This is a genomic window from Tenacibaculum sp., from assembly GCF_050290165.1.
Classification (GTDB): Bacteria; Bacteroidota; Bacteroidia; order Flavobacteriales; family Flavobacteriaceae; genus Polaribacter.
Genome location: NZ_JBNKHD010000015.1, coordinates 292,612 through 314,177, shown reverse-complemented (window position 1 = coordinate 314,177; position 21,566 = coordinate 292,612). Strand labels below are relative to the sequence as shown.

Below are 21,566 nucleotides of genomic sequence, written 5' to 3'. Positions count from 1 at the left end.
AATTATGCCAAGATTAACGCAAGCCATAAAACATTTAATAATCATTAACGTGATTATGTTTTTTGCCCCTCTGCTATTGCATATGGATTTAACCAATCTGTTAGCTTTACATTTCCCAAAAAATGAACATTTTGGCATTTGGCAATACATAACACACATGTTTATGCATGGTGGAACAATGCACTTGCTCTTTAATATGTACGGTTTATGGGCTTTTGGTACTCCGTTAGAACAAATGTGGGGAAGAAATAAATTTTTATTCTTTTACTTCTCTGCTGGTATTGGAGCTGGATTAATATACACACTTGCAAACTATTATCAATTTAATGGAATCTACGAACAATTAATTACTATGGGAATTTCTCCTACTGAAATTCAAAATATTTTAGATTCTGGACAGTACAATGACAGTTTGATTACCTTATCAAACAAAACTATGAGTGAGTTTTATAGCTTATATCACACTCCTGCTGTTGGAGCTTCTGGTGCAATTTATGGTGTTTTAGTAGCTTTTGGATTAACGTATCCAAATGCTAAACTAGCTTTAATTTTCTTCCCTGTGCCTGTAGCTGCTAAATATTTTATTCCGCTGATTATTTTAAGTGATTTATTCTTTGGTATGACAAAATACTCTATAGGTAATATTGCACATTTTGCACACGTTGGTGGGGCAGTTATTGGTTTTATCATTGCATGGTACTGGAAAAAAAATCAATTTAAGTTTCGTTAATTTAATGATTTGTAAGTATCTTTTAAAAAGAAATAACGTATAATGGATGTATTAGAAAACTTAAAATATCGATTTAAACATGCTGGTATTGTAGAAAAGCTTATTTATATAAACCTTGCTGTTTTTTTGCTTGCTTTTATTACCAATACTTTTGGTTTTTTGTTTCAATCAAAAACTAACTTTGTAGTAGAGTGGCTTGCATTACCTGCCAACTTTAATGATTTTCTAATAAAGCCATGGACAATTATTACCTATGGTTTTTTACACACCAGCTTTTTACACATTTTACTAAACTTGATTGCCTTATTTTATATTGGTCATTTATTTCAGCAATACTTTACCCCTAAACAACTACTTAGTTTTTACTTATTAGGAACCTTGTTTGGAGGAATCATTTTTGTTGGTAGTTATAATTTTTTTCCTGCCTTACAAAATGTTGCTCACAATAGTGTTTTGTTAGGTGCTTCTGCTGGTATTTCTGCAATTTTTATTGGTATTGCTACCTATATACCTAATTATGAATTAAAATTCCCTTTAATAGGTTTTGTAAAACTATGGGTATTAGCTTGTATTTGGATTGCTGTTGACATTATTCAAATTCCTGCTGGAAATGCGGGAGGTCACTTAGCTCATTTAGGTGGTGCTTTATTTGGTTTCTTTTATGTACGCAGTGCTAGCAATAAAGAATTGGATGTTTTCAACTCCTTAAAAAAGGTGTTTACTAAAAAAGAGAAAAAGCTAAAAACGGTTTACAAGTCTGGTAATAAAACACCTAAAAGCAACGTTAATAAAACAAAAAATCAGCAAGAAATTGATACTATTTTAGATAAAATCAGTAAGTCTGGTTACGATACATTAAGTAAAGACGAAAAAGAATTTTTATTTAAGCAAGGAAAAAACTAATACATAAACATGAAAAGGAACTCGTTAGTAAACAAGCTTTTGTTTTTTATCAACTCAGTTGTAGCAACTGCTTTATTACTTTCTTACATTCTTCCTTTTGTATCACCCAAAAAGATTCCTGCCTTTGCAGTTTTCAGTTTGTTTGTCCCTTTTTTAGTACTTACAAACCTTTTCTTTTTGGTGTATTGGCTTATAAAACTTCACAAGAATATATTACTTTCTTTACTTGTATTATCGGTAGGGCTCTTTATTTCAACTCCGCTTCTAAAATTTTCAAATAAAGAAGTCATTTTAAACAAAGACTTAAAAGTTATGAGCTTTAATGTTCGAATGTTTAATTATTACAAATGGAATGAGGATACTACTATTGAACAAAAAATTTATGAGTTTATCAATAGCCAAAGTCCTGACGTAATTGCTTTACAGGAGTTTTATTATTCGAAATCATTAGATATAAAACTTCCGTATAAATACATCAAAACAAAATCGGCAACCAATAAATTTGGGCTTGCTATTTATTCTAGATACCCTATTATAAACTCTGGATCACTTGATTTTAAGAAAAGTGCCAATAATACCATTTTTACTGATATCGTAAAAAACAACGACACTATTAGAGTGTATAATGTTCACTTAGAATCCTTAAAAATTAATCCCAATAAAGAAAATTTTGGTGAAAAAAATTCTGAACGCTTATTTAAACGTTTAGCCAACGGATTTGAAAAGCAAGTAGATCAAACCAATCTTATTTTAGAGCATGAAAATTCATGGAATGGTAAAAAAATAGTTTGTGGTGATTTTAATAACACCGCATATTCTTGGGCTTATAAACAACTGGCAAAAAACAAAAAAGATGCCTTTATTGAATGTGGTATTGGTTTAGGTAAATCTTTCCGATATATCTACCCTATGCGAATCGATTTTGTTTTAACTGACGAAAAAGCTACCATCAATCAATTCAAAACATATAACAAGATAAATCTTTCTGATCATTATCCTATTATGGCTCGTTTAGGCTGGTAGGTTTTATTATTCTTTGAAATAAAAGTGTATTTTTATTCAAAAGATTTAACCTATGATTAAACATTACGATGTTGCCGTTATTGGTAGTGGGCCTTCTGGTGCTTCAACTGCTTTTCATCTAGCTCAAAAAGGCATTTCAACAGTAATTATTGAAAAAGAAACTTTACCTCGCTACAAAACCTGTGGAGGCGGATTTGTATTTAGAGGACGTAAGAATTTACCTTTTGAAATTGACGAAGTTGTTGAAAAGGAGTTTCATACTGTTGATATTTATTTAGGCGAAAAATTGCACTTTAAAACCCATAGAGAAGAACCTACGATTTCTATGATTATGCGCGATTCTTTTGACAACCTTATTACTCAAAAGGCAAAAGAATTTGGAGCAGACTTATTAGAAAATCATAAATTAAAAAGTCTTTCTTTTTCTGATAATGTTATTACTTTAGATACATCGCAAGGTACTTACACTGCTAATTTTGTAATTGCTGCCGACGGAGCTTTAAGTCCAACCGCAAAAATGGCAGGTTGGAAAGAAGATACTCGAAAATTAATTCCCGCTTTAGAATATGAGGTAGAAGTTTCTGAAGAAGACTTTGAACGTTTGTCAAAAGAAGTTCGTTTTGATATTGATGCAATTCCTTATGGATATGCTTGGAACTTCCCTAAGAAAAAACATTTATCCATTGGAGTTGCTTCTGCAAGAAGAACTAAAATTAACTTGAAAGAATATTATCAAGAATATTTAAAAACATTAGGAATTTCAAACATTGTTAGCGAATCACAACACGGTTTTCAAATTCCAGTTGCTCCTCGTACTGATGGATTTGTTAAAAACAATGTGTTTTTAATTGGTGATGCTGCTGGTTTTGCTGATCCTATTACTGCTGAAGGTATTTCAAATGCCATTTATAGTGGTAAACTAGCTGCCGAAGCTATTATTGAAGCTAACAAAGAGCCTAAGTTGGCTGAAAAATTATATCTAGAAAAAATTTCTGAAAAACTCTTGCCTGAGATACAAACTGGTTTATGGCTTTCTAAGTGGTTTTATGAGCAAAAAAGCATTAGAAATATTTTATTAAAAAAATACGGTCAACAATTTAGTGAAGCTATGGCTGATGTTTTTCATGGAGACAGAAGCTATCCAACAGATATAAAGAAAACAATTACTCAAAGAATTAAAAAACTAGTATTTTAAAAACAAAAAAGCAATCTGTAACGATTGCTTTTTTAGTTAGTATAAATAGCTTACTCACTCATACTTAAAATAGCTACACTCAATACAGCATAATTAATTATTTACTATTTTTCAAGTAACTTGTATCAGTTTCATAAAGAACAAAAGTTAGTTACAATTGTTATAAAAATATAAACATGCCACCTATTTCTCACTTACAACTTCCTTTTCAGTTTGATACAGCTAAACTTTTACATGATTATTCTTTAGTTGTTAATCAAGACTGGATCCCTCATTTTAATACTAATGGTTATGTTGGTAAATGGAAGGCAATTCCTTTATATTCAAGCAAAGGTGATGCTTCTAATATTTTTGCTTTATCTAACAGTAATGAAACAATTGTAGAAACTCCCGCAATGAATAATTGCACATATTTTAAAGAAGTTATTAATTCTTTTCAATGTCCAATATTATCTGCTCGTTTATTAAGATTAGGTGCTGGAGCGGAAATAAAACCTCATCGTGATTATAAATTAGGTTATGAAGATGGAAATTTTCGTTTGCACATTCCTATCATTACTAATAACGAGGTTCAATTTATTTTAAATGGTGTGCAATTAGCCATGCTTCCTGGAGAATGTTGGTATACCAATGTAAACTTTATACATTCTGTTGCTAACCACGGAAAAGAGGATCGTATTCATTTGGTTATTGATGCAGAAAGAAATGAATGGTCTGATGCTTTATTTTTTTCACTTGCTTCAAAAGAAAGTTTTCAACCCATACAAGAAGAAATAGAATCTCCGAAAACAATTCGCTTAATGATTGAAGAGTTAAAACTTCAGAACGCACCTGTTTCTCAACAACTAATTATTGAATTAGAACAAAAACTACAGCAAAACAATCCTAATTTTTAAAAACTATCCATGGATTTTAAACAAGAGTTACAGCGTATTACATCAATATATTTTGAAGACACATTTGATTACGAAGCGTTATCAATAGCATCAAAAGAATACAAAGAATTATTACTTTCTCTTTCAAATGAAAATATAATCCTTGAAAACTTTCAAGATTCTATTCATCTTGAAAATGGTATCGCTATAGGTACTTTATGGGCGGCTTCTTGTATTGATGACTTTGCACGAACTAAAAAATTCATCAAAGGAATAGATATTGCTATTCAAGAAAAAATTCATCAAGAAAAGACATTACATATACTTTATGCAGGTACTGGGCCTTTTGCAACACTTCTTCTTCCTATCATTATTAAATACTTAAAACCTAACATACAATATACCTTATTAGAGATAAACCCTATAAGCTTTAAAATACTAGAAAAAGTCATCCAAAAACTGGGTTTAAACACAGTTAATATTACGTTAGTTAACGATGATGCAACTAAGTATAAAATCCCGAACCATCTTACCCCAAATCTTATAATTAGTGAGACCATGCTAAGAGCATTGGATAAGGAACAACAAGTTTCTATCTATTATAATTTGATGAGTCAAGTTTCTTCTAATACTATTTTCATACCTGAAAAAATAGCTCTATATATTGGTCTAAAAACAGGTGAAAAACACTTTAAAAAGCTTAATAATGTATTTGAAGTTTGTAAAAAAACTATGAACTCAACTGATTGGACTCTTGATAAAGCCTCCAATAAACTTACTTTTACTAAAAATCAAACTATTATTGATAGGAAAGAACTATCAAATGCAAATCAAATTGTTGTTATTACAGAAATTACTGTATATAGAGACATAAAAATAAAAGTAAACGAAAGTGGACTAACTACCCCTAAATATATCAAAGCGATATCCAGCAATAACAATAATGAGGATATAATTATTGATTCTCAGTACATTATTGATACAGATCCAAAACTTAGTTTACAACTATCTTCTACTAAGGTTGAATAAAAAAACATTGCAAACAAGGTTTTTGATCTTTTGATAGAAACCCCACATCCCTACCTTATTATACCTTAGTTTACAATGTTATATCTTTATTTTTTCTTTTCTTTTTCTTTAAATAATTAGTTTAAAAGAAGATGAAAGAAGCAACAATCATCCATACTCCTACTGCAATTCCTAATAATCCTAATTTCCCTTGTTTTGGTGCAATCTTCCCCCTCAATTGTTCTGCTTTTTCTTTTGCTTCAGCATTTTTCGATAAGAATAGTTTACTAATCATTCCGTATCCTAACATAAAACCTAAGCCTGCTTCAACAACACTTCCTGCTAAAAAAGTTCCCCACCATATTGGAGTTGTAGTTAACCAACCTAAGTTTAAAATAGCTGAAATGATACCCCAAATACCCCAAAAACAAAATACAAGACCTATCCAACCTTGGTAAGGTTCTATTTTTTCAAGTAATTCTTTTGCGTTTGGCTTTTTTGATAAGATTAATGACGGTACTGCCACTATACTTAAAAATACTAATGAAATTCCGTAAATCATGTTTAATTAAAATTTAAATGGTTTATAGTTAATTTATTTACTTATTTATGAATTAAAAGTACTGTTGCAAACATGTACAGCGTAAAAAAAGTTACGATGAAAAGCCCTAAAAACATCCACCAAGGGGTTTTACTCATTTGCTTACAGTCTTTCGCTTTTTTCTGTAAATCTGGAGGCATTTGGCTTTTGCTCATTTCTAACTTACAATGACCACAAATGCTATATGTCTTTTTGTGCAATGGAATAATAGGAATCCAAAATATATGTACATATAGTCTGTTTACTTGTATAAACAATCGCTCTGGTGTATTGCAATAATTACAACTGTGATTATTTATTGGCTGTATATTTATTTTGGCTTCACGCCATCCGAAAATGACCATAACTTTATTACTTAATAATTACGGTACAAAGATGCGTTCGAAGTTGTTTTTAAAATAGCCTGAAACTAGCGAAAGTTAATACCCTGTTTTCAGGGGTATTCTATAAAATTACTCCACTAAGCCTAGTTTTATGGCATATTTGGTTAAGCCCGCTAAGTTTTTCACATTCAATTTCGATATTAAATTTTTTCTATAACTCTCAATTGTATGTTTACTTAAAAAAAGTTTATCGGCAATTTCTTGTGTAGTATATTCTTCGGCAATGAGTTTAAGCACATCTTTCTCTCTTTTAGTAAGCATTACCATAGTATCTTTTCCTTTATTAAAAACATTATCCATATAGGATTGTTTTACCGATTGAGAAAAGTATTTTTCACCATTAAGAATAGTTTTAACTGCTTGTAACAACTCAGATTGTGTTGCATTTTTAGACAAGTACCCATCAACATCACTCTTAATTAGTGTATCTATCATACTTGTATCAGTATGCATACTTACTACCAAGGTTTTAATCTCTGAGCGCTCCTTTTTTATGTAGTCGTTTAATGTAATACCATCAATATCAGGCATGGAAATATCACTAATGACAATGTCAATATGTTGATTAGGGTTTGAATCTATATATTTTATAACATTTTCACCACTATTTGCCGTTAGCAGAATATTGTACGCTTCTTCGTTATTGAATATGCTTAACAATCCATCTAAAAACATCTTATGGTCATCTACCAAAATAATATTATACGTCATATCACATTAATTTAAAGGAACATCTATATCTATTACAGTACCTCTGTTAGGAAAAGCATTAATAAAAATATTACCTTCAATGGTTTTTAATCTATCTTTTAAATTTTGAAACCCAAGACCATATTTTACCTTTTCTTGATCAAAACCTACTCCGTCATCTTCAAAAAGTAATTTTATACTATTATTAAATACAGAAAGTTGAATATCTATTTCTGTGGCCTTTGCATGTTTTAAAGCATTTGTTAATAGCTCTTGAATTATTTTATACAGCTCTACCTTTAAATTTTCACCTACTTCATCTATCTCCTCCTTTGGATGTATTTGTAAAGTGATTTGCTCTTTCGATAGTGTTTTAACATTATCGATATACGCTGAAATTATTGAAGTAAACGCAGAGTCTTTAAACTTTTTAGGCATCAGGTTATGAGACAATTCTCTTACTTGATTATAGGTATCATCTACTTGCTGAATAAGGTTTTCTTGCTTTGATGTATTTTTATTTGAGAGCTGTAATTTGATAGTCGCTAAATTACCACCAATACTATCGTGTAATTCTCTTGCTATACGTTTCCTTTCATTATTTTGTCCTTCTAAAGAAGCTTTAACCAATTTTAATTCTTGATCTTTTAGCAACGTAGTTATTTTTTGCTGACTAACTTCTTCTAATGTTTTAGTTAGCTTACTCTGTGTTTGTAATTTTTGGTAGTACATATACAACAATCCTAACACAGGTATTAATACAATGAGAAAACCTATCAATATATTCTTCTTCATTGCCTTTTGTCGTTGAATTTCTTGCTTCTGTTCTAGTGTTTTGTATTGTACTTCTAATTCGTTTACTTGTTGTTTGTTTTGAATCTCTAGAATTTGATTGTTCAAACGGTTCAATTGGGTCATTAAAGAATAGGCATTTTTATAATCTTCTGTCTTCGCATATGCGTTTTGTAACCCTAAAATAGCTCTTCTCTCAATATCTAAATTTCCCCATTGAATAGAATTTATATAGACGGTAGATAATATTTTTTTAGCATTTTCATAATCTTTCTCCTGTAAGTAGATACTTCCTAACGTATTTCCTGCTTTTGCATATAGGGTGAAAAAACCGCTAGACAACGATTGGTTAAAAACAGCATAACATATATCTAAAGCTTCTTCTATCTTGTTTTCTCTTTGTAAGATTTTACCAAGCAATAAGTCGGTTTTCAACGCTTCCTTTGTATAACCTTCAGATACATAAAACACTTTTGCTTTATTATAATTTTCCTTTGCTGCTTCTAGATTTCCTTTAGCATAAAAAACAAAACCCAATTCAAAAAGCGCGTCATGTTTTAGCTTTTCATTAGGAGCTTTCTCTACACATTCTTCAATAATTGCTTTTCCTTCTTCTTCTTTTTCTCTAATAAACTTAACAGTTCCTAACCCTATTCTGTTTTTTATGTATAATTCGCTATCCTTATTTTCTTTGGAGTTTTCAATACCAAGCAAAAACCATTTTAAGGCCTCATCAAAAAGTCCTTTTTCAAGTTTTCCTTCAGCTATAACACTTGATATTTCAGCTATGTAATTTTCTTTGTCTTTTAATTTCTCATCTGTAATTTCTGTATAGAGCTTATTTCCATAGAATATAATAGAATCTATATTTCCTTTCTGTTGGTGAAACTCTATCAATTCAAATGTGGCTTGGTATTTAGATGTAAAGTTTTTTGCTTTTTTTATATTTTCAAAAAGAGAATCGTTGGGAATGGTGGGATTCACTCCAAAAGCTTTAAACCTTTGCATTTCTGTTTGTGATAGCACACTACAGGTAAACAACAAACAGGCCATTACAACCATTTGTTTTACTTCAAATAATGTCCTTTTAGCTTTTCCTAAACAACCTGTTTCTGTTTTCAATTGCATTTTTTTTCTAACCAACTTTAACTATCAAAATTACAGAAGTTTTTTCTTTAGCAAATACTTAGTACAAATTTTATTCTAGATTAATATTATTGTTAAAAACAATAATACCTTTCATGCTGTAACCTACGCTTAGTATATTTGTTTTTAAATTACAAATAACAAAAATGGCTATACACGATTTTGTAATTCAATCGAGAGAAACTACTATTGAATTACATGAAATTCACTTGAGCAGTGAAAACAAGAAGGCTCTAAATCAGCTATTAAAAGAGTTTAAACATGTGGCCGTTTTAAATTCATATAAACTTCCTGTTGACAATAAATTATTACTATTTGGGCATACTGGATGTGGAAAGACAACTACAGCAAAAGCCATTGCAAAAACATTAAACAAGAAAATAATCACCTTGAATTTGGGGAGTATTGTTTCATCTAAACTTGGTGAAACTGCTAAAAATATTTCTGATGTTTTTAAAAAAGCAACGCGAGAAAGCGCTGTGTTATTTTTAGATGAATTTGACTACATAGGTAAAGCCCGTGATTATGACAGTAAAGATTCTGCTGAGATGAAACGTTTGGTCAATACTGTTATCCAATTAATAGATCAATTACCAAACGATGTTTTATTAATAGCTGCAACCAATTACTCTAGTGTTATTGATGCTGCTTTGTTAAGACGCTTTCAATTAAAGCTACAGTTTGAAGCTCCTAGTGATGCTGATTTAGACATTTATTATCAAGCTTTGTTACAAGAATTTCCTGAGGAGTTTAGAGATCTAAATCCTATTTATGGAATCTCTTATGCTGAAGCAAAAGACATCACATACAGAACTTTAAAAAACAAAATTATAGAAAAAGAAGAACTGAATAGTCAACTACAAAATGGATAATATTCAAAATAACTTAAACATTATTCATCAGCGTATAAAATTCGCTTGTGAAAAAGCCAACAGAAATCCAAAAGATGTTCGTTTATTATTAGCTACCAAAACTGTAACCTCTGACAAAATTAACTTTGCCCTTGCTCAAGGAGAGACACTCATTGGTGAAAATAAAGTTCAAGAGTTAAAACAAAAATGTGATGCTGTAAAGGAACAAAAACCAGAAGTTCATTTTATTGGTCATTTACAAAGTAATAAAATTAAAGAGGTACTTAAATGGGCCAGTTGTATAGAATCTATCGATCGATTTTCCATAGCTGAAAAGTTATATCAACGTTTAACTTTTGAAGAAAAAGAAATTGATATATATATTCAAGTAAACACATCTTTTGAAGAAAGTAAGTTTGGAGCAAAACCAGAGGAAACTATCGAATTAGTAAAAAAGATATCTGAATTTAAAAATATTCATATCAAAGGGTTAATGACGATTGGATTATTAAGTTCAGAATCAACTGAAATTCGAAAATGTTTTCAACTTTTAAAGCAACTTCAAGAAGAAATCAAAGCTCTTCAAATTCCTAATGTAGAAATGAATGAACTTTCTATGGGAATAAGTGGTGATTTAGAAATTGCCATTGAAGAAGGTGCTACTATTGTCCGAGTTGGAACTGCTATTTTTGGAGAACGAATATATCCAGATAGTTACTATTGGAACGAATCAAAAAACAGTATATAGTTTTTTGCTATTCTTTTTGAGTTTAGTAAAAATAAACTAACAGATGAAATTTAACTTGAAATACAGAAAAGATTTCATCTGTTAGGATAAGTAGGTTAGCTATCGACAAGCTTTACACTTTTTCTAATTCTCTAGACTTAATGTATTTCTCGACTTGATCGTGAGGAATTTCTCTTACTGGTATTCTAAAATTTCCGTTGGATCCAGAAACAACAATTTCGCTTCTATAAACTCCTTGAAAACTTCCTGATTCTTTATATGGGGTAGTTCCTTTACCTAAAGGTCCTGTCCATCCCATAGAATCTACTTTTAATCCACCTACAAAATGAGCATCACGAACTAAATCAAATCCATATGAATAATTTTGAGCTTCTCCTTCAACATAAACACTGAAAAATCCAGGAGTACCAAGTCCTGTCCAAATATAAACGGCTGAGCATTTTTCCGGGTTCACCGGTTGTTTACCATAAAATCCCATAATAGTTAGTTTTATTTTCCTACTCTGTTTACTAAAGGCTTTTCGGATTTCGCCTAGACAGAAAAAAAGAATATTCTTTTTCCACCTGCCTATCAAAGTTCATAAAACTAACAGCATAAAACTCGTAAAATACCATAAACGAGTTATATTAAGGAATCAATACCTAAAAAAACAACATAAAACACTAACAGTCAACATTTAAAAACTCTCTAAAGATTACTACAATAAAAATATTTAGGTATTTTAATTTTTCTTCACCCTCCTCAAATCCAACAAATCAATAGGATTGATACCTAAACCTTGTACATTTTTTTGAGTGAATCGAATAACTTCATCGTAGTATAACGGAACTACAGGAGCTTCTTCAATAATGATACTATCCATTTGTTGATAGAGTTTTCGACGCTTTAACACATCAATTTCTTTGATAGATTGCTCGTACAAAGCATCAAAAAGCTTGTTTTTAAAATGTGTGTAATTAGGTCCGTTAGGAGTAAAGTTTTTACTGTAAAATAACGACACATAATTTTCAGCATCTGGATAATCAGCTATCCAACTCGCTCTAAAAACAGGAAGCTTACCACTCGCCTTACCTTGACGTAAAGTTGATGGTGGTATTACATCTACTTTAGTTTGCAAGCCTATTTTTTGTAATTCTCTTTGAATGAACTCACATAAATCCAAATAATTACTATTTGTCGTGATTGTTATTTGTGGGTCTAAAATTCCTGTTTCCTCTTTGTATTGCGATACTAAAGCTTTTGCCTTCTCTGGTTGATATGAATATCCTTGTTGATTATTAAAAGATGGTAATCCTTTCGGAATAAATCCATTCGTAGCAGGCGTACCAATACCATTTCGCAAAAAAGTAATCATTTTCACGCGATCAAAACCATAATTGATTGCTTGTCTAATGAGTTTTGATTTTGTAGGAAACTCTTCTTCTCCATCCAGATAAATCCCTAAATATTCTGTATTTAAATACGCACCTGTTTGCATGCGTATCTTATCTGCATATTTCTCTTTTAATGTTCCATCAGTATTTAAAATATCATCTTTATACGAAGCGTCTAAACTCTTCATAAAATCAATATTTCCTTGTACAAACTGTAAAAATTCACTTTGTTTATCTGGTAAAAAAGTAACCGCTACAGCTTCTAAATATGGTAGTGAATTTCCTTTTTCATCTCGTTCAAAATACAGTGGATTTTTGCGTAGTATCAACTTGGTGTTTTCTACCCATAATTTAAAATGGAAAGGCCCAGTACCTATCGGGTTTGCTCTAAACTCATTTCCAAAAAATTCTACTGCTTCTTTAGGAACTACCGAACAATATTTCATTGCCAATAAACCTAAAAAGGGTGGAAAAGGTTGCTTTAAATTAATGGTAAAAGTAGAATCGTTTTCAGCTTTAAAATTGGCTACATTTTGTAATACCCAACCTCCTGGAGAAGCTACATTTTTATCTAGCAACCTATTGAAAGAATACTCAAAGTCTTTTGCTACAACATTTCTTGTTGAGTCTTTTCCAAATAGAACATGTTTATGAAATAGCACATCTTTACGTAATGCAAATTGGTACACCTTTCCATCCTCAGAAATTGTCCAACTTTTAGCTATAGACGGTTCTACTTGCAGACTATCATCTAATTGCACCAATCCATTATACAGCTGATTTACCCCCCATATATTTCGCTGATCTTTTGCAAAAGCAGGATCAAGAGAAGTTATATTTGAATGTTCGTTGTAACGGAAAACTTGATTGTCTGTATATTTTGATTTCTTCTTAGTACATGAAAAAAGAATCAATAAGGTTATTAGCGCGACAACTTTATTTCTTCTTACGTTTATTTTTATAGTAGGTTTTATCTGCAATGTAAATGGTTTTAGATACTTCAGCAAAAACAACAGATTCGTCTTTGTTGGTTATTTTAATCTCTTTAATCAGATCTATTTCTTGTTCATCTTTAACCTGTTCTTGTATTTGTTTTATTTCATCTTCAGAAAAAATAAAATCAACATAAGCATCTTGTTTCACAGGTCTTTTAAATTTTATACTCGCTTCCTTATCCCAAACTACATAGTCATTTCCTAGAATATTCATTAACTGAATCATAAAAACAGGATCTGTAGCAGAAAATAAACTCCCTCCAAAAATAGATCCTACATAATTCTTATTCTTATACGTAATAGGGATTTTTACTTGTGCTTCCAACAAGTCTTCAGAAATATAATTTATTCTCCCAGTAGATCTTCTATACATAGGAGAAATATTGAATCCGTACTTAAAAATAGTACTCTGTTTAAGGTATTTCTTTAAAAAATTAGAAATTGTTGCGTACATACCTATTATTGTTTAATAACCATAGTCTCTTTCCGTTTTGTAGTAATAATTACTGTATAATATGGAGGTTCTAGGGTGTCTACCATCATAAAATCAATTCATATTTTGTTTCTGGTAAACCAATATCGTCACTGATAAATTTCTCTATTGCCACAAAATTGAATCGTTCTAATATTTTAGCGGAAGCAACATTTACATCCACGACACAGCCTATCAATTTTTTCATTCCCTTTGATTTACAATAGTGTATCAATCCTCCGCATAATTCTGAAGCAAACCCATTACCCCAAAAACGTTCAATAAAACGATAACCTATTTCATCATTTCCATCTTCATCTTTCACCAATGCAACGGTACCTATAAAATTATTACTTTGTTTATTCTCTACTGCATAAATCCAAAAATCATTAGCAACATCGTCATATCTTTTTATCAATTGATCTAGGTCTACTTTACATTCTTCAAAATTTTTGGGCCCACCTGTAGCGTATTGTAATACTTTCGGATTGCTTTCCAACTCATAAAACCCCTCTAAATCAGAATGTTTTAATTTTCTAACTAATAGTCTTTTAGTTTCAAAAATCATGAATATTATCGTACTTTTGCAAACCTTAAACTGTTAAAAACAGTAGCAGATTAAATAAACTATACGAACTTCTAAAAAATTGAAGACTTGTACAAGACTTTTATTTTTTATTTAGGATAGAGAAAAGATGAATGCAGATAAAAAAGTAGCTTTTTATACGTTAGGTTGTAAATTAAACTTTTCAGAAACCTCAACTATTGCAAGAAACTTTGTTAACGAAGGTTTTGAACGTGTTGAGTTTGAAGAAAAAGCAGATGTATATGTGATTAATACGTGCTCGGTAACTGACAATGCTGATAAACGTTTTAAATCCATTGTGAAGTCTGCCTTAAAACAAAACGAAAACGCTTTTGTAATTGGCGTTGGATGTTATGCACAATTGAAACCAGAAGAGTTAGCAGCTGTTGATGGTGTTGATTTAGTATTAGGAGCTACTGAAAAATTTAATGTAACTAGCTACATTAACGACTTAACCAAAAATGAAATTGGTGAAGTGCATTCTTGCGAAATTGAAGAAGCTGACTTTTATGTAGGTTCGTATTCTATTGGTGATCGTACCCGTGCCTTTTTAAAAGTACAAGATGGTTGCGATTATAAATGTACTTATTGTACTATTCCACTAGCTCGCGGAATCTCTCGTAGTGATACCTTAGAAAATGTATTGAAAAATGCCAAAGAAATTTCAGAAAAAGGAATCAAAGAAATTGTATTAACTGGAGTTAATATTGGTGATTATGGAAAAGGTGAATTCGGAAATAAAAAACACGAACACACCTTTTTAGAATTGGTTCAAGCATTAGATAAAGTTGAAGGAATTCACCGTTTGCGAATCTCTTCAATAGAACCTAACTTGTTAAAAGATGAAACTATTGATTTTGTTTCTAACTCAGACACCTTTGTTCCGCATTTTCATATTCCGTTACAGTCGGGAAGCGATACGCTTTTAAAGAAAATGAAGCGTCGTTATTTGCGTAAAGTTTATACCGATAGAGTAACAAAAATTAAAGAGGTAATGCCTAACGCTTGTATTGGTGTTGATGTTATTGTTGGATTTCCTGGTGAAACTGATGAACTGTTCTTAGAAACTTATAATTATCTAAGTGAATTAGATATTTCTTATTTACATGTTTTTACCTACTCTGAAAGACCTAATACAGAAGCGGTTGAAATGGATGGTGTAGTACCTAAAAATGTACGTACAAAACGTAGTAAAATGTTACGTGGATTGTCTGTTAAAAAACGTAGAGCTTTCTACGAAAGTCAATTAGGAAACACGCTTACTGTTTTATTTGAAGGAGAAAATAAGGAAGGATACATTCACGGATTTACCGAAAATTACGTTAAAGTAAAAGCTCCTTGGAATCCAGACTTGGTAAACACACTACATAAAGTTACCTTGACTAAAATTGATGAAGATGGTTTAGTGCGTTTTGATTTTGTGAATGCTAAAGTTATTGCTTAACTTGTTGCCTAGTTCACAAAATCAATAAAATTCACCTATGAAATATCTTTTATATTCCTTCTTAGTTTTAGGAATTTCTTGTAGTATCCCTAAAAAAAGTTCTGAAACCAAAGAAAAAGAAATAATTATAAAAGAAGAAAAAATTGCTAAACCTATAGCTACTCAAAATGAGTTAATCGTTGTACTTAAAAATGCTAAAAGTATTAACGATGTGAAATCCCTTATTAAAAACAGTGGTTTAACTTGGAGTAAAATGGCTTACGACACAGAGGCTTCTAAAATAGGAATCATCAAAGTTCCTGAAAGGAAACGTGAATTTTGGGTTGGTAAACTTCAGGAAAGTGGAGAATTCAGATTAGTAGACATCAATACCGAAGAAAAATTAGCTGATATTATCAACAAAGAAAAAAATACCTTACTCAGCATAAGAAAAACTCAATGTTTTGGAGATTGTCCTAGATATAGTGTTTCCATTGATAAAAAAGGAAATGTAATTTATAACGGAATTGAGTATGTACTCGAAAAAGGAATTCATGAGTTTACTCTTTCTGAAGAACAACTAAAAGAATTGAATAATAAGCTTAGTAAAAAGGATTTTTCAAGCTTTAAAGATGTATACAATAATCCTAAAGTACAAGATTTACCTAGTACATATATCATTCATAACGGAAAACAAATTCAAATTCGTTTATGGAATGGTATTCCAGATGAGCTTATTGATATACACGAATATGTAGAAGGTATTTTATTAAATAAAAAGCTCATAGAATAATGTCAAAAACTCACATATATTTTGTTCCTGGTTTAGCTGCCAACACCAAAATATTTGAGCATATCTCTCTACCAGAAGAACAATTTGAATTGCATTTTTTAGATTGGTTGATGCCTACATCAATTAATGAGACTATTCAAGAATATGCGTTGCGATTATGCTCAAAAATTCAACATAAAAACCCTATATTGGTCGGAGTTTCTTTTGGTGGCATAATGGTGCAAGAAATGAGCAAGATTATTAATTGTAAAAAAGTAATCATCATATCTAGCATTAAAAGCAACAAAGAACTCCCAAAACGTTTAAGGCTAGCACAAATAACGAAAGCTTATAAACTTTTCCCTTCAAAAATTATAGCAAACATTGAAAGTTACGAACATTACTTTTTCAATGATTATTTAAAAAAACGAGCAGAATTATACAAAATGTATTTATCTGTACGAAACAAAGAGTACCTACAATGGGCTATTTATAATGTACTACATTGGCAACAAAAAGAACCGCTTGCCAATATAGTTCATATACACGGAAAAAAAGATGAAGTTTTTCCTATAAAATATATTAAAAACAGTATTGAAGTTGAAAATGGGACCCATGTAATGATCTTAAATAAAGCAAAAACTATTTCTAAAATCTTAGAAAAGGAATGCTTATTGATAGATTAAAATGAGCAGTTCACTTCAATCAAAAAACAAAAAACATGAATACGTCAGTACGCTTTCTATCTGTTGTAATAGTAGTATTTACAGCAGTTTTATTTACAAACACGATAAGTAAATCAAACGAACCTATTATTAAAAATGTAGCCGAAAGCTATGTTATTAAAGCTTTAAAACTACCCCAAGATCTTAATTTAGCAGGAGAACGCGTTCCAATAGAAAAGCCTGATATAAGAGAACGTATGGATCGTGAGCTATTAGTTAATACCTATTGGCAATCAAACGGGTTATTATTAATCAAACGTGCTAATAAATATTTCCCTGTACTAGAACCTTTATTAAAAAAATACGGTTTACCTGACGATTTTAAATTTTTAGCTTTGGCTGAAAGTGGGTTTATAGACGAGACCTCATCAGTAGGAGCGGCAGGTATGTGGCACTTTATGAAACAAACAGGTAGAGAGTTTGGGTTAGAAATTAATGATAATGTAGATGAGCGTTATGACATAGAAAAATCAACTAGGGTTGCTGCAGAATATCTAAAAAAATCAAAAGAACGCTTTGGTTCTTGGACACTTGCTGCTGCAGCTTACAATGCAGGAAATTATGGTGTTTCTAAAAGATTAGCAGCTCAAGGAGTAACAAATTATTATGATGCTAAATTACCAGATGAAACTGAAAGATATGTGTTTAGAGTTTTGGCTTTAAAAGAAATCATTTCAAATCCAGATAAATATGGATTCGTATACGACAAAGAAGACTTGTATACCTTACCAGAAACATATACAGTAAAAGTAGATACAGCCATTACTGATATTGCTTTATTTGCTAAAAAGTTTGGTACTACTTACAAAGATTTGAAACTACACAATTCATGGTTGAGAGAAAACAAATTAAACAATCGTAGTAGAAAATTGTACGAAATTAAAATTCCTGTACAATAATGATAAAACTTTGCTTCTCTTATTCAACATTGGTATTTTTATATTGAAGAAAGAAATGTAGAGTTTTCTTAAGTTGTAGTACAACTAAAAACAAATATTCTTTCGAGTATTAAATGTTAAGAAACCCCAATAGTCATTTATGGATAATTTTTTAATCGGAATAGGAAAACGAATTAAAGAAATTAGAAAAAAACAAAACATTACCATTAATACATTAGCTACAAATGCTAACGTTAGTAATGGTTTAATCTCTAGAATAGAAAATGGTAGAACCATTCCTTCTTTACCTGTTCTGTTAGAAATTATATCTGCCTTAGAAATAGATGCCAGTACTTTTTTTGAAGGAGTTGAAAAAAAAGCGGGCTCAAAATATATTCATATTAAAAAAGAAGAACAGCAATTAATAGAAAAAGAAGTAGAAGCCGAAGGTTTTACCTACCGCCAAATTTTTGGAAAGAATTTAAATGCGGTTGGTTTTGAAGCTGTTTTACTTACAATATCTCCCAACTCAAAAAGAGAAAAAGTTACTACCGATGCTTGGGAATTTAAATACATTATTAATGGTGAGTGTACTTATGTAATAGAGAATGTTGAAGTTACCGTTAAAGAAGGCGATTCTTTGTATTTTGATGGAAGGCTTCCTCATGTGCCAGTTAATCGAACTCAAACGCCATGTACCATGTTGGTACTATATTTTTATTCTGAAAATAATTAAGTAGGGTGTTTTAAACACCCTACTTAACTTACAATTTTAGTTATTAAGCCCTGGCCAAGTACTACTATTTATCTCTTTTGGATAACCAGAAACAGCACTATCTGTTGACTTATTGTACTTAATATATCTATTGTCATCTAAGAAAAAGTAACAATAAGTTAAATCCCAATCTACAGCTGCAGTAATTTTTGTTGCATAATCTCCCAACCCTGGCCAAGTACTATTATTTATAGTAGCTGGATACCCAGAATCTACAGAATCATTAGTTATACTGTATCGTATATAAGTTCCGTCATTTAAAAAGAAATATACTTTGCTATTATCCCATTTAAAAGCAGCTACGATTTTGTTTTTATACGATTCTAACCCTAACCAATTGCCATTCGTAATATCAACTGGATACCCTGGATCTACAGAATCGTTATTCATATCATATCGCAAGTACCTTCCATCTTTTAAAAAGAAATACCCTTTATGATTATGCCATTTAAAAGCTGCACTTATCAAATCTTTATAAGCTCCTAACCCTGGCCATGTGCTATTATTTACCTCTTTAGGATAACCATCATCAGCCTTATCAAGCAACTTATTATAACGCACATAATTGTTGTCACTTCTGAAAAAATAAGCTCTATTATCTGTTAAATCATTCCAATCTAAACCAGCAATAATTTTAGAGTTATTAAAAGCTACGGAACCTGTTTGTCCGTTTAGTAAAATTGTATAATTAACACCTCCTTCTGAACTACTTCCGTCCGTAAAATACCCTTGTAAGGCTGGAGCTGAAGCTACAAAAGAATCATTTTTATAAATTTCTACATCGTTAGAAGAATTTGAATTCCAATAAATGGTATTTGAGTTTTGCATCATTACTTTTCTAACTCCTACATTCCCTACTAATGAAGTACTATTTAATTGCCATTCTTTTTGAATTGATACATTTAAGTGAGTTAAAATTGAAGGAACTATTGCAGTTTGTGCAACATTACCGTATATCCCACTAAAATCTTGATTTGGAGTATTAGAAACATATGAATTAAACTCTTCGTTTCCACTCTTATTCATACCTACAAAAATTGTTTTTTCTTGAGTTGTTTGTCCTCCATGACTATATCCTCCAATACCTCTTCCGTGATCGGTTACCACCATTATTAACCAATCTTCATTTGTTCTCTTTTCAACCTCAGCTACAATTCTTCCAAATTGTTCATCAGCTTTTGTTATAGCATTGTTATAAGAAGTTCCAAAACCTAATGCATGCCCAACTTCGTCTACATTATCAATATGTGCAAAAACAAAATCTGAATTTTCGTTGTTAATTGCATGTATTGCTCCAGTAACTGTGTTCTCATCTCCCCCACTATTCGTGTGGTAATCTATGTAGTTTAATTGATCTCTAAAAAAATCATGGATAGGTCCCCAAGTAACAACACTAGCTGTTTTTAAAGTAGGATTTGATTCTTTAATTAATTGAAAAACACTTTTCGCTTTCGAAATATGCGAAGTGCTGTTGTCTGTAACTCCGTGTTTGTTTACCCAAACACCCGTTAAAATAGTTGACCACCCCGGTCCACTACTTGTTTTTTGTTCAGAAGAGGTATTATCGATTCCTCCTGCATAAGCCTTCACTAAAGTAAGCTTATCTAAATTTGGAGTTGGTGTTTCGGAAATTTTTTCAAACTGTACTCCATCAAAGCCTACAACGAGTACTTTTTTCTTTAAGAGTGATTTTTTCTTCAGTTCTTGATTTCCTTGTTTTTTGGATACTTCATCCAAATTGTTCTCTTGACAGCTCGACAATGCGAACAGTAAAATTAAAGCGCTTAGCTTTACTAAATAATTGGTTTTCATTTAAAAAAAGTTTACTAATAGTTAATTTATTTACCAAAAATACACTATTAGTAAACTTTTTAAAATTTGTTTTCTAGTCTTAATACAAAGATAAATTAGCTAACATTAAGTACATATTTAGCAAACATATCATTTACATTTTATTAAACTAACTCATTTAAAGACAACAAAATATAATTTGGATTTTGCTCTTCAAGTTGCTCTCTTGTTTGTGCTCCTGATAAAACCCCTATTGTGACACCACAATTCGCATTTTTTCCTTCTTCAATATCAATAGCTGAATCTCCTGCCTTTAAAACAACGGTAGAATCAGTAATATCAAATGCTTTCATCGCTTTTTGTATCATCTCTGGGTGTGGGCGTCCTTTCTCTACATCCGAAGCTGTTACCAGCATATCATAATGCACATTCTTATCCCACATCAATTTCTCTAGCAATTTTTCTGCTACTTGCCTATTATATCCCGTATTTAAAACTACTATAATTCCTTTTTGTCTTAAATTGAGTAGCACTCTTTCTACTCCTTTAACAGGTTTAACTTCTAAAGTTTCATAAGCTTCATCCAACATTTTTTTAAACGCTTCAAATATGGGTTCAGATTCACTCAATTTATTTGGTTTAAATTCTGCTAAAACATCTTTTATAGCCTGATGTTTTTCTTTTCCTGCCCCAATTCTTAAAACGGTATTCAAATCAACTTCAACTCCGTATACATTTAATGCTTTATGTAGTGTTTTATACACAACATTTTGCTCATCTACTGTTGTTCCTGCCATATCAAAAACAACCATTTTAATATTCTCTAACATC

At 30.9% G+C, this 21,566-nt stretch carries 23 protein-coding genes; 13 read left to right on the top strand and 10 right to left on the bottom strand.

The genetic code is table 11. The annotated features are described in order from the left end of the window. The first annotated feature begins 4 nt into the window (after positions 1-4). The 6 genes from ACQY6M_RS12625 to ACQY6M_RS12600 all read left to right on the top strand — a co-directional run bounded on the left by ACQY6M_RS12625 (position 5) and on the right by ACQY6M_RS12600 (position 5,755). Complete coding sequence (locus tag ACQY6M_RS12625) at positions 5-730, top strand: rhomboid family intramembrane serine protease (RefSeq protein ID WP_428742244.1); 726 nt, start codon at positions 5-7, stop codon at positions 728-730. Positions 731-772: 42 nt separating this feature from the next. After that, the gene (locus ACQY6M_RS12620; RefSeq protein WP_428742243.1) at positions 773-1,633 is read left to right on the top strand and encodes a rhomboid family intramembrane serine protease; all 861 of its coding nucleotides are present in this window, start codon (positions 773-775) and stop codon (positions 1,631-1,633) included. A gap of 9 nt (positions 1,634-1,642) precedes the next feature. Then, positions 1,643-2,656: an endonuclease/exonuclease/phosphatase family protein gene (locus ACQY6M_RS12615; RefSeq protein ID WP_428742242.1), complete on the top strand. Its 1,014-nt coding sequence runs from the start codon at positions 1,643-1,645 to the stop codon at positions 2,654-2,656. Positions 2,657-2,708: 52 nt separating this feature from the next. Then, a complete protein-coding gene (locus ACQY6M_RS12610; protein WP_428742241.1) occupies positions 2,709-3,851 on the top strand; it encodes a geranylgeranyl reductase family protein in 1,143 nt (380 codons plus the stop codon). A gap of 176 nt (positions 3,852-4,027) precedes the next feature. Next, positions 4,028-4,747, top strand: a complete 720-nt coding sequence (locus ACQY6M_RS12605; protein ID WP_428742240.1) for an aspartyl/asparaginyl beta-hydroxylase domain-containing protein — start codon at positions 4,028-4,030, stop codon at positions 4,745-4,747. A 9-nt stretch (positions 4,748-4,756) separates the two neighbouring features. Continuing rightward, positions 4,757-5,755 carry a hypothetical protein gene (locus ACQY6M_RS12600; protein WP_428742239.1) on the top strand — a complete coding sequence of 333 codons (999 nt, stop codon included), beginning with the start codon at positions 4,757-4,759 and terminating at the stop codon, positions 5,753-5,755. Between the two features lie 121 nt (positions 5,756-5,876). On the opposite strand, the gene ACQY6M_RS12595 is transcribed toward ACQY6M_RS12600, so the two are convergent. From ACQY6M_RS12595 to ACQY6M_RS12580, 4 genes are all read right to left on the bottom strand, one after another. Then, positions 5,877-6,296: a hypothetical protein gene (locus ACQY6M_RS12595; RefSeq protein WP_133536948.1), complete on the bottom strand. Its 420-nt coding sequence runs from the start codon at positions 6,294-6,296 to the stop codon at positions 5,877-5,879. A gap of 41 nt (positions 6,297-6,337) precedes the next feature. After that, positions 6,338-6,679 carry a zinc-ribbon domain-containing protein gene (locus tag ACQY6M_RS12590; protein WP_428742238.1) on the bottom strand — a complete coding sequence of 114 codons (342 nt, stop codon included), beginning with the start codon at positions 6,677-6,679 and terminating at the stop codon, positions 6,338-6,340. Positions 6,680-6,787: 108 nt separating this feature from the next. After that, positions 6,788-7,429, bottom strand: a complete 642-nt coding sequence (locus tag ACQY6M_RS12585; protein WP_428742237.1) for a response regulator — start codon at positions 7,427-7,429, stop codon at positions 6,788-6,790. A gap of 6 nt (positions 7,430-7,435) precedes the next feature. Beyond that, on the bottom strand, positions 7,436-9,328 hold the full coding sequence (locus ACQY6M_RS12580) for a tetratricopeptide repeat-containing sensor histidine kinase (protein ID WP_428742236.1): 1,893 nt from the start codon (positions 9,326-9,328) through the stop codon (positions 7,436-7,438). Between the two features lie 164 nt (positions 9,329-9,492). Here ACQY6M_RS12580 and ACQY6M_RS12575 point away from each other — a divergent pair, with 164 nt between their 5' ends. Continuing rightward, positions 9,493-10,218, top strand: coding sequence for an AAA family ATPase (locus tag ACQY6M_RS12575; protein ID WP_428742235.1), 726 nt, complete (start codon positions 9,493-9,495; stop codon positions 10,216-10,218). Beyond that, on the top strand, positions 10,211-10,945 hold the full coding sequence (locus ACQY6M_RS12570; RefSeq protein ID WP_428742234.1) for a YggS family pyridoxal phosphate-dependent enzyme: 735 nt from the start codon (positions 10,211-10,213) through the stop codon (positions 10,943-10,945). Before ACQY6M_RS12575 ends, ACQY6M_RS12570 begins: the two co-directional genes overlap by 8 nt. 112 nt (positions 10,946-11,057) lie before the next feature. On the opposite strand, the gene ACQY6M_RS12565 is transcribed toward ACQY6M_RS12570, so the two are convergent. The 4 genes from ACQY6M_RS12565 to ACQY6M_RS12550 form a co-directional block, all read right to left on the bottom strand. Further along, positions 11,058-11,423, bottom strand: a complete 366-nt coding sequence (locus ACQY6M_RS12565; RefSeq protein WP_428742233.1) for a hypothetical protein — start codon at positions 11,421-11,423, stop codon at positions 11,058-11,060. A 243-nt stretch (positions 11,424-11,666) separates the two neighbouring features. Continuing rightward, a complete protein-coding gene (locus ACQY6M_RS12560) occupies positions 11,667-13,292 on the bottom strand; it encodes an ABC transporter substrate-binding protein (protein ID WP_428742527.1) in 1,626 nt (541 codons plus the stop codon). Further along, positions 13,255-13,767: a DUF4442 domain-containing protein gene (locus tag ACQY6M_RS12555; RefSeq protein ID WP_428742232.1), complete on the bottom strand. Its 513-nt coding sequence runs from the start codon at positions 13,765-13,767 to the stop codon at positions 13,255-13,257. The genes ACQY6M_RS12560 and ACQY6M_RS12555 overlap by 38 nt, the downstream gene beginning before the upstream one ends. 85 nt (positions 13,768-13,852) lie before the next feature. After that, positions 13,853-14,353, bottom strand: a complete 501-nt coding sequence (locus ACQY6M_RS12550; RefSeq protein WP_428742231.1) for a GNAT family N-acetyltransferase — start codon at positions 14,351-14,353, stop codon at positions 13,853-13,855. A gap of 127 nt (positions 14,354-14,480) precedes the next feature. Between ACQY6M_RS12550 and mtaB the strand changes: the two genes are divergently transcribed. From mtaB to ACQY6M_RS12525, 5 genes are all read left to right on the top strand, one after another. Continuing rightward, on the top strand, positions 14,481-15,815 hold the full coding sequence (mtaB, locus tag ACQY6M_RS12545; RefSeq protein ID WP_428742230.1) for a tRNA (N(6)-L-threonylcarbamoyladenosine(37)-C(2))-methylthiotransferase MtaB: 1,335 nt from the start codon (positions 14,481-14,483) through the stop codon (positions 15,813-15,815). Between the two features lie 37 nt (positions 15,816-15,852). Further along, positions 15,853-16,587: a DUF6438 domain-containing protein gene (locus tag ACQY6M_RS12540; protein ID WP_428742229.1), complete on the top strand. Its 735-nt coding sequence runs from the start codon at positions 15,853-15,855 to the stop codon at positions 16,585-16,587. Continuing rightward, a complete protein-coding gene (locus ACQY6M_RS12535) occupies positions 16,587-17,252 on the top strand; it encodes an alpha/beta hydrolase (RefSeq protein WP_428742228.1) in 666 nt (221 codons plus the stop codon). Before ACQY6M_RS12540 ends, ACQY6M_RS12535 begins: the two co-directional genes overlap by 1 nt. A gap of 35 nt (positions 17,253-17,287) precedes the next feature. Then, positions 17,288-18,190 carry a lytic transglycosylase domain-containing protein gene (locus tag ACQY6M_RS12530; RefSeq protein WP_428742227.1) on the top strand — a complete coding sequence of 301 codons (903 nt, stop codon included), beginning with the start codon at positions 17,288-17,290 and terminating at the stop codon, positions 18,188-18,190. Between the two features lie 139 nt (positions 18,191-18,329). Continuing rightward, entirely contained in the window at positions 18,330-18,905 is a 576-nt protein-coding gene (locus ACQY6M_RS12525) for a helix-turn-helix domain-containing protein (protein ID WP_428742226.1), read from the top strand. A 36-nt stretch (positions 18,906-18,941) separates the two neighbouring features. Here the strand turns inward: ACQY6M_RS12525 and ACQY6M_RS12520 are convergent, their stop codons facing one another. Both ACQY6M_RS12520 and ACQY6M_RS12515 read right to left on the bottom strand, forming a co-directional pair. Continuing rightward, the gene (locus ACQY6M_RS12520) at positions 18,942-20,756 is read right to left on the bottom strand and encodes a hemopexin repeat-containing protein (RefSeq protein WP_428742225.1); all 1,815 of its coding nucleotides are present in this window, start codon (positions 20,754-20,756) and stop codon (positions 18,942-18,944) included. A 143-nt stretch (positions 20,757-20,899) separates the two neighbouring features. Then, positions 20,900-21,565 carry a phosphonatase-like hydrolase gene (locus tag ACQY6M_RS12515; protein WP_428742224.1) on the bottom strand — a complete coding sequence of 222 codons (666 nt, stop codon included), beginning with the start codon at positions 21,563-21,565 and terminating at the stop codon, positions 20,900-20,902. Between the last annotated feature and the right edge of the window lies 1 nt (position 21,566).